Source organism: Bacillus sp. J33, assembly GCF_000518885.1.
GTDB lineage: Bacteria > Bacillota > Bacilli > Bacillales > Cytobacillaceae > Cytobacillus.
In genome coordinates this window covers 1-11,448 of the sequence record NZ_JAEL01000139.1, presented here as the reverse complement: position 1 = coordinate 11,448, position 11,448 = coordinate 1, and the positions used below count along the sequence as shown (strand labels likewise).

Annotated in this window: 10 protein-coding genes and 2 pseudogenes; 2 read left to right on the top strand and 10 right to left on the bottom strand. The window is 42.5% G+C overall.

Features of this window, described 5'->3' with window-relative positions:
• A pseudogene (locus tag L634_RS31825) lies at positions 1-200 on the bottom strand (IS110 family transposase); the annotation flags it as partial.
• A 274-nt stretch (positions 201-474) separates the two neighbouring features.
• On the opposite strand from L634_RS31825, the gene L634_RS0126580 reads away from it, so the two are divergent.
• Positions 475-972 (top strand): hypothetical protein, encoded by a 498-nt coding sequence (locus tag L634_RS0126580; protein WP_026585032.1) that lies wholly within the window; start codon positions 475-477, stop codon positions 970-972.
• 196 nt (positions 973-1,168) lie between these two features.
• Complete coding sequence (locus tag L634_RS0126575; protein WP_026585031.1) at positions 1,169-1,882, top strand: MOSC domain-containing protein; 714 nt, start codon at positions 1,169-1,171, stop codon at positions 1,880-1,882.
• 327 nt (positions 1,883-2,209) lie between these two features.
• On the opposite strand, the gene L634_RS0126570 is transcribed toward L634_RS0126575, so the two are convergent.
• From L634_RS0126570 to istB, 9 genes and pseudogenes are all read right to left on the bottom strand, one after another.
• Positions 2,210-3,268: a 2,3-butanediol dehydrogenase gene (locus L634_RS0126570; protein ID WP_026585030.1), complete on the bottom strand. Its 1,059-nt coding sequence runs from the start codon at positions 3,266-3,268 to the stop codon at positions 2,210-2,212.
• A gap of 16 nt (positions 3,269-3,284) precedes the next feature.
• Entirely contained in the window at positions 3,285-4,664 is a 1,380-nt protein-coding gene (gene lpdA / locus L634_RS0126565) for a dihydrolipoyl dehydrogenase (protein WP_026585029.1), read from the bottom strand.
• 15 nt (positions 4,665-4,679) lie between these two features.
• Positions 4,680-5,912, bottom strand: a complete 1,233-nt coding sequence (locus tag L634_RS0126560) for a dihydrolipoamide acetyltransferase family protein (protein ID WP_026585028.1) — start codon at positions 5,910-5,912, stop codon at positions 4,680-4,682.
• Between the two features lie 26 nt (positions 5,913-5,938).
• The gene (locus L634_RS0126555; protein ID WP_026585027.1) at positions 5,939-6,967 is read right to left on the bottom strand and encodes an alpha-ketoacid dehydrogenase subunit beta; all 1,029 of its coding nucleotides are present in this window, start codon (positions 6,965-6,967) and stop codon (positions 5,939-5,941) included.
• A 96-nt stretch (positions 6,968-7,063) separates the two neighbouring features.
• The gene (locus L634_RS0126550) at positions 7,064-8,056 is read right to left on the bottom strand and encodes a thiamine pyrophosphate-dependent dehydrogenase E1 component subunit alpha (RefSeq protein ID WP_026585026.1); all 993 of its coding nucleotides are present in this window, start codon (positions 8,054-8,056) and stop codon (positions 7,064-7,066) included.
• Between the two features lie 319 nt (positions 8,057-8,375).
• Positions 8,376-8,939 carry a competence protein ComK gene (locus L634_RS0126545; protein WP_026585025.1) on the bottom strand — a complete coding sequence of 188 codons (564 nt, stop codon included), beginning with the start codon at positions 8,937-8,939 and terminating at the stop codon, positions 8,376-8,378.
• Positions 8,940-9,093: 154 nt separating this feature from the next.
• Entirely contained in the window at positions 9,094-10,128 is a 1,035-nt protein-coding gene (locus L634_RS0126540) for a DNA sulfur modification protein DndB (RefSeq protein WP_026585024.1), read from the bottom strand.
• On the bottom strand, positions 10,125-11,174 hold the full coding sequence (locus tag L634_RS31820; RefSeq protein WP_051428425.1) for a DNA sulfur modification protein DndB: 1,050 nt from the start codon (positions 11,172-11,174) through the stop codon (positions 10,125-10,127). Before L634_RS31820 ends, L634_RS0126540 begins: the two co-directional genes overlap by 4 nt.
• A 25-nt stretch (positions 11,175-11,199) precedes the next feature.
• Positions 11,200-11,448, bottom strand: a pseudogene (gene istB / locus L634_RS31815) (IS21-like element IS643 family helper ATPase IstB); the annotation flags it as partial.

Sequence of the window (11,448 nt, the reverse complement as noted above, 5' to 3'; positions counted from 1 at the left end):
CCATAGCCAGTTGGACCAGCTTCATAGCACACTCGAAGATTCTCTTTTTCTCCAAGCTTTTTTACTAATTTTCTAATGGATTCCGGAGTGTTAGGAATCATTCCCCAATACCTTGGCTCATCTCGACCCTCATCTGCAATGGCAACGGCAATTTTTTCTTTTGAAACGTCTAAACCTACATATTTTATGGTATCCTTCATAATAACTAGCTCCTTCCGTAATGTAGCTCTGATTTGGTTTGCTTTTCCAGTAAACAGTGTAACCAAATTAACCTACGGTGTTACGAGTAAGGAGCTAGTTTCGTTCATGATAACTTAAACTAAAAAGGGTGCATCAGTTCAGATCCAAGCTGACATCTGGCTACTATTTCTTAAAACAAAGGTCCAGGATTGTTTAAATAGAGAATTTATGAAACATTTATTCGATAAATCCGTACAATTATTAAAGTCCAATAAAGTGAAAAAGGAGGATCCCATGAATAGAGTCATGACCAGCTTACTATCCTTTTGGTCTATTATGCTCTTATTAGCTACGTGGATGCTTGTGAATGAATATCCCACTGAGATCAGGGGGCAAAGATGGTACTCTTCAGCTGACAAAGCCATCTCTTATTGGCTAAAGGACGAAGGATTGACAAAAGATGATGTGCGAGGAGAGATAAAGGTAGGAAAAGATAAATTCATTATTACGTTGCGCGAAAACAGAGTGACATCCGTTTCCGAATTAGTTTATGAGAGTGGCGAATATACTGTTTTATCTTCGCAAGACTTCCAAATAAGGCAAGCGCTTAACAATCAACCACAATGGATTATTCCGTATGAGTCTTATCATGGGAATCACTTTGAAATTAGTACAGGATATACAAAAGAGGGGAAGGATGCTGTTGAGAGGGCAAACGGGTTTCCAGATGTACATGTAGATGAAACAACTGGCATTTTTTATACAATTAGACAGGTAGTAGAACCATCTTAATTTTATTATTGCTTTTTTATTTTCATTATTTGTATCATACAAGGTTTTTTATTAAGTAAATACTAGCTTAGCTTCAATAAGACAAATATAAATGATCTTCCATAATCGGGCGCAATTCCAGAATAAGAATTACGCTCTTTCTTTATGTATAGGGCCAGATTATGAAGCAGGTTGTTTTATAACAGGGGGGAAAACTTTGAATTATAATAATGAACTTGCATGGAAAGTCAAAGAAATTCGTCGGTTTCCTGTAAAATCAATTTTAGGAGAGTCTTTGTTTTCAATACCTATTGATAATCGCGGGTTCTTAGGAGACCGTTTGTGGGCGATAAAAGACATGACCGGAAAGTTCGGTAGTGGAAAAACAACTCGCCGTTTTCAACATATGAAAGGCCTATTTAATTTTCGAGCAAGGTATGAAAGGGATATTCCCATTGTAACCATGCCTGATGGAGTGGAATATCGAGGTGACGATAATGCCGTAGATAAGGCTTTAAGTGAGCGACTAGGATTTCCAGTAACCTTAGTGCGAGAAGAATCAATATCGCATTTTGACGAGGGACCAATCAGTATCATTACGACTTCATCCTTACGTATGCTGAGTCAGCAAATAGGAGAGCCTGTAGACCCTCGACGCTTTAGAGCCAATCTCTTAATTGATACAGAATCAACCGGATTTATAGAGGATAACTGGGTTGGCCAGCAAATCAAGATTGGAACGACAGCAACCCTAAGAGTTATGGCCCCACTTCAAAGATGTGTAATGGTTAATAATCATCAAGAGGAACTACGACAGGATAATCGTTTACTGCGAACTTTAGTTAAACATCATGGTGCAACGTTTGGTGTTTGGGCTAAGGTTGAACGTAACGGTATTGTAAATGTGGGAGATAAAGTATTCTTAAAATAGTTAATCTTCCATTAAAGGACGATTATAGAAAAAGAAGTAAGAGGCTGATACATATATACATGACTACTATATATCAACCTCTATTTTATATAACTTTTTACGAATTAGGTCTTGATAAATTTTAAGGCCGCATACATTTTGCCCGTTGATTTCAGCACGGGGCACTTGCTTTCCTTAGAGAGGAATGAGAGCCTCCTTGGCTTCGCCTGTGGGGTCTCCCACTTCCCTCTCTTCCGGGCAGGAGCCAAGTGCCCTCCGCTACAATCAACCCAGTTTGTTAAAATAAGTTCGCCTTCAAAAAGCAACAAACTTTACGAAAAGAGCCTTTTATAATGAAGGGTCTACCAGTATTTTTATTTGGTTCTTGTTTTTGGTTAATGCTTCGAATCCTTCAGAAACAATTTGATCAAGGGAGATTTTCTTGGTGATCAACTCTGTTGCTTTAATTTGTCCATTGGCAATCAATTGAATCACTTGCGGGAAAATATTTCGATAAGCTATGATACTGGTCATTTTTCTCTCTGTTAAAATAAATTGATTTACCGGTATGCTGGCAGGTTTCTCCCATATGCTAATATTTACTACATTCCCTTCAGCTCTTGTTGATTCAATCGCGACATTTATGGTAGCCTCGATTCCAGCTACCTCAAATGCAACATCAGCCCCAAGTCCATCTGTATATTCTTTTATTGCTTGAACAGGGTTTCTTTCTAAGGGATTAATGATAAGGTCTGCACCAGCTTGTTTGGCTATTTCCCGCCGTTCTGGCGAAACCTCTACCGCCATAATTTTGCTTGCACCCGCAGCTTTAGCGGCTTGAATAACCAGTAAACCGATTGGTCCTGTGCCAATAACTGCGATGGAATCCCCAATCTTCATTTCACTTTGGCGAACAGCGTGCACGGCAACTGCTGTTGGCTCAACAAGAGCTGCTTGTTCCCATGTCATATGGTCCGGAATTTTATGAATCATCTTAGATGGCACCACACTGTATTCCGAAAAACCGCCTATCCCGCCAGATAGACCTATGAAACCTAATTGTTCACACACATTATAATGTCCTTTACGGCAGGAATGGCATGTTCCGCAGCTGTAAATCGGTTCTACACATACCCGGTCACCCACATCAATATCCGTTACTTCTTCCCCAACTGCAGCGACCACACCAGCAAACTCATGGCCCATGACAATCGGCGCCTTGTCCTTCGAGATTGGATGGGGTTCTTCTGCCGGGATAAAAATGGGACCTGCCAAGTATTCATGCAAATCTGACCCGCATATTCCACAATAAGACACCTTTACCTTCACCTGATCTTTTTCAAGCGAAGGCTCAGGAATCGTTTTGACACGGATATCTTTTGTGTCATACCAAAGAGCAGCTTTCATTTAATTGCCTCCCCTATTAAACATGCACAGCTTGTCCAACGGCACTGAGCACCGCTTCATGAATGGCTTCAGATAGGGTTGGATGGGCAGCGATGAAATTTTCCAGTATGTCTGCTGTCAGTTCTGCATGAAGCATAACGGCCCCTTGCCCAATCAGTTCTGTTGCATGCGCTCCAACGATGGAAATTCCAAGAACTTCGCCGAATTCCGGTTCGATTAAAACCTTTACCTTGCCAGCGCGTTCATTGGCAATTAACGCCTTGCCGTTTGCTGAAAATGGAAATTCCCCTATTCTTATATCGCCATATTTTTCCCTTGCTTGCTTTTCGGTTAAACCTACGGAGGCAATTTCAGGTGATGTATAGATACACCGGGGAACAGCACTATTATTAACTTGGGCATCAATCCCGCATGCATTTATAGCAGCCACCTTTCCTTCATGGAAAGCCATATGGGCAAGCTGAATTCCCCCGATTATGTCTCCGCATGCATATATAGATGGAATGTTCGTTTGCATTTGCTCATTCACATGGATTCCTTGTTTGGAAAAATTAATCCCTATATTCTCAAGACCCAAGTGATTCACCCTAGGCTTACGGCCAATGGACACGAGAACTAAGTCTGAATGAATTTCATGGAGACCGTTATCGTCTTCGATGATCGCTCTCTTTCGGCTTGAATCTAAATCTTTAAGACTAGCAGAAGGGTAAATGGCTACACCATCACGTTCAAGCTGATTATGCAGGATCGATGCGATATCTTCATCTTCTCCCGGAAGCAGCTGATCCGCCATCTCGACCATAGTGACTTTGGTTCCCATTCTGCTAAAAACACTGGCAAACTCGCAGCCTATTACACCTCCGCCAATAATTAACAATGAGTCAGGGATCGACTGCAGCGACATCGCCTGGCCGCTATGAATCACCCAATTTCCATCAAAAGGAGCGAATGGCAATTGGACAGGTTCTGAGCCTGCTGCAATGATGACATTATCTGCCTTGATCTCTTCTTGTTTTCCGCTGCTATCAATCCGCAGAACTTGACTTGTTATGAACGAGGCCGTTCCTTTTATTACCTTCACTCTATTTTTCTTCATTAAATATTGAATCCCTTGAACAAGGGTTGAAACGATCCTGTTTTTACGCTCCTGGACGGCATTCCAATCCATTTCTATTTGCCCGGATGGCAGACGAACCCCAAACTCTGCGGCATGATTTAGCTGACTATATACTTCAGCACTTTGTAAAAGTGATTTTGTTGGCATACAGCCTTCATTTAAGCATGTTCCTCCAAGAGGCCCCTGTTCAATAATGGTGACTTCCTGTCCCTGCTGGGCCGCAGTAATTGCGGCTACATATCCAGCAGGTCCGCCTCCAATAATGGCGATCGATCCCAAAGCATTCCCTCCTTTCTATAAAAGCATCGTGACTGGCTCTTCTAAAAACTGTTTGACCGATTGCAAAAATGCTGCAGCCGGAGCTCCATCCAGAACACGGTGGTCAAATGTTAGACTGAGAGGCAGGATGCTTCTTCTTTCGAGTTTTTCACCTATATAAACTGGTGCATCATAGACAGCGCCAACACCAAGAATCCCGGATTCAGGCGGATTTAAGATCGGTGTAAAGTGCTCAACTCCGTAAGAGCCGAGATTACTGATCGTAAAGGTGGAACCCTGCATCTCTTCATTGCTAAGCTGCCCTTGTCTAGCCTTTTGTGCCAGCGCTTTAATGCTTCGTGACAATTCAATGAGTGAATGCCTTTCAGAATGGTGAATAACTGGAACAACCAAGCCCTTATCAATGGCAACAGCCATCCCAAGATGCACATGCTTAAATAAATGAATTTTTTCATCGATATAGGCACTATTCATTTGCGGATGCTGTTGAAGCGATAGCACAACAGCTCTTGCGATAAAATCAGTCATCGTTAATTTATTCTCATAACGATTTTGAACGGTTTCTGCTGATTGCTTTTGTAAAGCGATTAAGTCTGTGACATCTGCCTTCATGTTCATGGTCAGCTGTGCTGTTTTTTGCAGACTGTCCTGCATTCTTCCTGCAATAACCTTTCGGATTCCAGAAACTGGGGTCACCTGAATCTCTTCCTGCGGCTCGATGATGGTTTTGTCAACTTCCTTCTTTTCTTCTGCTTGAGGCTTACGTGAAAGCTTCAAAGCTTCCTGAACATCTTCCTTCGTAATTCTTCCTCCAGGCCCTGTACCTTGGATGTTATCAAGAGCAAGGCCGCCCGCTTCTGCCATTTTCCTCGCTACTGGAGAAATTTTCACGCGATCTCGAGCGGATTTCGCCGGTCCATTATGCTCTGATTTTTGTTTTGCGGGAGATTCTGCTACCGCTACAGGCTTTTGAGCTTGTACAGAAGCCTTTACAGAATTAATTTCTTCACCTGGATGGCCAATATAACAAATAACCGTTCCGGGAGGGACTCCCTCTCCTTCGGGAACCGTTATTTCCAATACGGTCCCCTCTGCTGGAGATTCAACATCTATTTCAATTTTTTCCGAGCTTACACTCGCAATCGGTTCTCCTTTACCAACCTGATCCCCGACTTGCTTGTTCCATATTGACACCGTACCTTCTTTCATGGCCATTCCCAGCTTTGGCATCACAACTTCTACTGACATGTTTATCTCACCTTTCCATTCCTGCTTTATACTTCAAGAGGTGTACCTAATAATTCCGATACTACATGAACCACCCGCTCTGGTTTCGGCAGATAAATATCCTCCAGCGGCGGAGAGAACGGTACAGGTGTATGAGGGGCTGTAATCCGCTTGATCGGTGCATCAAGGAAATCGAATCCTTTATCAGCCACAAGTGCTGCAATATCTGTCGCAATACTGCATCTTGGATTTGCTTCATCAATAACAATAAGTCTGTTTGTTTTTTCTACAGAGGAAAGTATTGTTTCTTCATCTAATGGCGACAAGCTCCGCGGATCGACTACCTCCAATTCAATTCCTTTTACAGACAGCTGTTCTGCAGCTTCCAATGCGGTCTGAACCTGCTTGCCGATTGCAACAATCGTCACGTCCGTTCCTTCCCGTTTAATATCTGCTTTGCCAATTGGGATTGTATAATAGCCTTCTGGAACATCACCAGTCATATTATAGAGGGTTTTATCTTCGAAAAAGATGACTGGATCATTATCCTCAATCGCAGCAAGCAGCAAGCCCTTTGCCTCATATGGGGTTGATGGAACGACCACCTTCACACCTGGAATCGCAGTAAATAACGCATATAAACTTTGAGAATGCTGTGCAGCCGCTCTAAATCCAGCACCGTGCATGGTCCTGATTGTAACGGGAACCTGTGCCTTGCCCCCAAACATGTAACGGAACTTTGCTCCCTGATTTAATACTTCATCTAAACAGCTTCCAATAAAGTCATTAAACATTAATTCCGCAATTGGTCGAAGCCCGGTTGATGCTGCTGCCATCGCAGCACCCATATATCCCGCTTCGGTAATCGGCGTATCTAAAATTCGCTCCCGGCCAAATTCCTGCACAAGCCCTTTCGTGACCCCAAGCACGCCTCCCCATGCATCTTCATCTTGCAAGTGATCTACTTGAGCCCCTCCGGCAACATCCTCACCCATCAAAATGACATTTTCGTCCTTGCGCATGGCAAGCTTCATCGCCTCATTAATTGCACCTGACATACTCAAATTTCTTGTCATGAAAGCACCCTCCTTTTAATTTGATCATCAGAATTATCTCAGCATCTTTGAATGATTAAATGCTGTTTAACTTTTAAGCCGTTAAGCTTTTATCTGCTAATAGGAGACGTATACATCGGTTAACAGCTCAGATGCACTTGGATACGGACTTTCTTCACTAAACTTTACAGCTTGGTTCACTGCTTCCTCGACAGATTTTTCTATCGCTGCTATCTCCTGTTCAGCCATAAGCTGCTCACTTAATAGATGATTTCTAAATAGAAGAATGGCATCCTTCTCTTGCTTATGCTCTTCTTTTTCTTGTGCTGCTTTATAGGTTTGGGCATCCCCTTCAAAGTGGCCATAATTTCTGTAAGTCACACATTCAATAAGGGTTGGCCCCTCACCGCGTCTTGCCCTTTGAACAGCTTCTTCTGCAGCCTGGTAGACAGCCAGTACATCCTTTCCATCCACCTTAATGCCAGGAATATTATAGGCAATTGCACGATCGACAATGGATTTACAGCTCGATGCATAAGAAAAAGGCGTAGCTTCTGCATACCCGTTATTTTCAGCAACGAATACAACTGGGAGCTTCCAAATCGCAGCCAAATTAATTCCTTCATGGAACGTTCCATGATTTTGGGCACCATCACCAAAGAAGCAAACGCTTACATTGTCGGTCTTTTTATACTTGGCCGTTAAGGCTGAACCACATGCGAGCGGAAACCCTCCTCCAACGATTCCATTTGCACCAAGCATCCCTTTATCAAAGTCGGCAATATGCATGGATCCGCCCTTACCTTTACATAACCCTGTGACCTTTCCATAAATTTCAGCCATCATTCCGTTTAAATCACAGCCTTTGGCAATACAATGACCATGTCCGCGATGTGTGCTTGTTATGCTATCTTTATCATTCAAATGAGCACAAACCCCTACGGCGACTGCCTCTTCGCCTGCGTATAAGTGAACAAATCCAGGCAGGATCCCTTGTGCAAATAACTCATGAACTCTGTCCTCAAACTTGCGGATTTCAGACATTTTCTGATACATCCACTGAGCTTTCTCCTTCGTTAAAGCTACATCTTTGCTCTCCAATGTTCTCATTCTTTCAGCCTCCTTGAAAAAATTCATTACAGCCTTTTAAATGCAAGAACCGTGCCAAAAAACAAAGCCCTAATTTTTCAACAATTCAGTGAAATATTATTCAAAAAAAAATAGACAAAACGAGACAGTGTCTCGATTTGTCTATTTTTGATTACCTTTGCGGGATAAGGGGGCAAAGTGAAAATTCATTCTTTTTAAACATAACAAGATTCATCGGTCTTTGTTCAGGAATATGCCCATCCAAGTCTTTAGCCAAAAAAATATAAAACTCCCAATAACTTATGTTTGAAAGATCAAGAATATCAGCATCTTTTTCTAATTAATCTTTCTTCCGTGTGATCACATAATTTCGCTTCCCTTTTTCAACCGAGTAGATATCCGTTGTTCTTTCCATAATAAAGCTTAAGGTGTTTTCAGTCCGTTTGGATATCTTTGTTTCGTACTTCTCGGTCCGGTCATATTTTTCTGAAAGAGCTTTTGCGGTAGTGTTCAGCTTAAAGCAAGGGCCGCCTTTTAGATAGATCCTCGATAGGTCTTCGCCCTCAGGCAGTATCGCTTCTACATGATGAAGAGCGAACCACACACACTCATCATGATGTGGCAAGGTATGCGGAAACCAGTACATGTTCATCCTTCCCGGAATACGAATAGGTGGAGCCTGACATGAGCCAATAACTGATTTCGATCCGCTTATCGCGCCATTCAGGTCAAACCCATAATATTTAAGGCTTGCATTAATAATCTCCACTGGTTTCATATCTACTGTAAAAGTATAATTCCCTTCCATAACAATACTCCGGCAATTCCCTTTCTCATCAAACTCTGCTCTAATTGATTTCGTTTCAGGAACGATAATATACTTGCTGATTATAGTAGATTCCATTATTAAGTTAAACCTCCTCGATACTTTACTATTTAAATAATGCAATTTTAGGAGTATACTAACTTATGAGCTGGTAAACTCCATCTCACTTGAAACTCTCAGGCTATTGTCTTCCCGGACCCGCCTGAGGGTTTTTATTTTTATTACATATAACTCACCTCCTTTTCCTCTCCAGCCAATCTGAAAGCTGATCAATATGGCGTTTATTTTTCGCCAGAAAAAAGGTATCCCCTCTAAGGGACCCCTCAAATTTCCTCCATTCCAGATTCCCGCTCCTCCAGTCAATTTCTTTAATGCTGTCCATTCTTTCAGCTATCTCTATCTTCTTTTCCGAAAAGGGCTTGTCTTTCCAGTCTTTAATCGCAAACAGAGCGATTGCCTGAATAAGCGGGAAGCTTGCCAGCATGGTTTCATGATAGTTTCCGATTCTATCAGGCGGATAAAAGGTAAAGAGTTTTTCTAGCCAAAGGTTCACTAATTCCATGTACTCTTCTTCTGTCAGCTCATGATTCCCTTTCCATTCCTCCGGTCTTCCCAATACCTTTCCTGCAAGAAAAGTAGCAACAAGCAGGCGCAGCTGCGACAATGAGAGGAACTTTTTATTAGCTGGCCGGATCATGGACCTCTTCTCCGTTTCCACCCCTGCTTCCTTCAGCTTGGCATTTGATTGCAGAATTCGGTTTGTAATGCCGTTTAAGCTGTTTCTGGAATCATAGGCAATCCTCTTCGATAAAGCCACCTGTTTTCCTTTTGTATTCAAGTCAATGAAAAGCTGATTCTCCTCCTCTTGCGATAGCCCTTCCAGCACCTGAACAGCCAGCTCTGTCTGCTCTAGTAAATATTGAAGATGATAGGCGTTTCGAATATCTGCATTGTTTTCACTTTTCATGCTCATAAAAATTTGATCCTCCAGCTGAAGCAGGGCTTTCAACCGATGAGACCCGTCTACAATTCTTAGTTTTTCTGGAACCTTCCCGTCCAGCATCCCCTTTTTAACTGAAGCCACAAGGGGCGGCAGAAAGATTTCCCCGCCAGCAGCATTCGAGAAGATATATTTTTTTATCCGTCTCACATGAAGCTGGTTCGTCTCACGCAGTGCAAGCTGTCCCTCTTTATACAAACGGACTAATTCAGCAACGGGAAACGTAATAAATGTCTGCCGCTTTGAAAAGATCTCATGAACGATCACAGCTGAGGCCTCCCTGTTTCGATTATCTTTTTAAACTCTAATGCTGTTTGCTGGATTTTCCTTGTTGAAGAGTGGCCCTTAATCCTGGCAGTGCTGACATCGTACAGGTGGCTGAACATTGGATCGGCATGCTTCCAGCTGCATTTATGTTTTAGCCTTTTAAGTTCATGTATGGCCTCTTTGTACGACAAGTTATGGGTTCTAGTCAGCTGGTTGGCACAATAAGCGAGAGCGATCTGAATACCTGAATAACCGCTTACATATTTTATTCTGTCTGCACTTTGCTTAGGAAAAATTTGTGGCCAGATGCGGAAAAATTCTGCTGCGGTTTCTTCAACTTCATTCGGGCTGCACCGAATGTAAGGGGGACCGTTTTTCACTGTTACTATTCCTTCAAATAAGGCGATGATTGATTTTCTCATGGTGGCTAAAGATGTAAGTGCGGAGCTGTGGAGTGATGTTCTGGAAAGGTTTTGTTCGATTTCAAATAGATCTTGCAGCTGCTTGGCTGTGTTTCTTGTTAACTCAGTATACTCGTCACGCTTATCATAGCGCATGACCTGTCCGATGTTTGCTTCTCTTCTTTCAGTATTAATATCCGTAAAAAGCTGCCTCTCCTCCTGCCTGGTCAGGTTCAAATACACCTGCATGGCAACGGGATATTCCTTCAGCTTTTCTATGTATGTCTGCAGAACCTTTGCTTCTTCCGTTTGTCCTGTTTCCTCGGCTGATTCTTTTCTTGATTTCAAATGGCTTATAGCTGAAGAAATGCTGGCATTGCGATGCTGGCCGTCGATTATGTACAATTTGCTGCCGGGGGCCAGCTCCCATCCATCTGCCGCTTCTGTAATGGCGCCTCTAGCCGAAAAAACGAATGGTGAGAAATAGAAATCCTCGCCAGCTTCCAATGATCGGATGATAAACTCCCTGATCTCTACCCGCCTCTTGGGATCCAGCTTCCTCTGCACTTCTTCGTCCACTTCAAAAATCGCTTCCAAGGTAGAATAGCGCATTTGAGCAGATAGTGTGTAGACGTCAAGTTGAATTTTACACTTTTTGCTCGTTTCCTTTTTACACTTCTGCTGAAAAAATGCTTTTCCGGTTTTTCATGCGATGACTTTCCTCGTTTTCACCTCCATGGATGACTTCCACACGATGAAGTAAGCGATCTAAAATAGCTGTTGTAATCCCTTGGTCCCCAATTAAATTACCCCACTCATCTGGACTTTTATTTGAAGTCAGGATGATCGAACTTCGTTCGTACAAATGATTAATCAAGTGAAAGAATAAGTTTGCTTCTCTCTGGTCCATGGCCATATA

Excerpts from the sequence above, each read along its gene's own strand:
- L634_RS0126580 (WP_026585032.1), top strand. The coding sequence starts at position 475 with ATGAATAGAGTCATGACCAGCTTACTATCCTTTTGGTCTATTATGCTC.
- L634_RS0126570 (WP_026585030.1), bottom strand. The coding sequence starts at position 3,268 with ATGAAAGCTGCTCTTTGGTATGACACAAAAGATATCCGTGTCAAAACG.
- L634_RS0126560 (WP_026585028.1), bottom strand. The coding sequence starts at position 5,912 with ATGTCAGTAGAAGTTGTGATGCCAAAGCTGGGAATGGCCATGAAAGAA.
- L634_RS0126555 (WP_026585027.1), bottom strand. The coding sequence starts at position 6,967 with ATGACAAGAAATTTGAGTATGTCAGGTGCAATTAATGAGGCGATGAAG.
- L634_RS0126550 (WP_026585026.1), bottom strand. The coding sequence starts at position 8,056 with ATGAGAACATTGGAGAGCAAAGATGTAGCTTTAACGAAGGAGAAAGCT.
- L634_RS0126545 (WP_026585025.1), bottom strand. The coding sequence starts at position 8,939 with ATGGAATCTACTATAATCAGCAAGTATATTATCGTTCCTGAAACGAAA.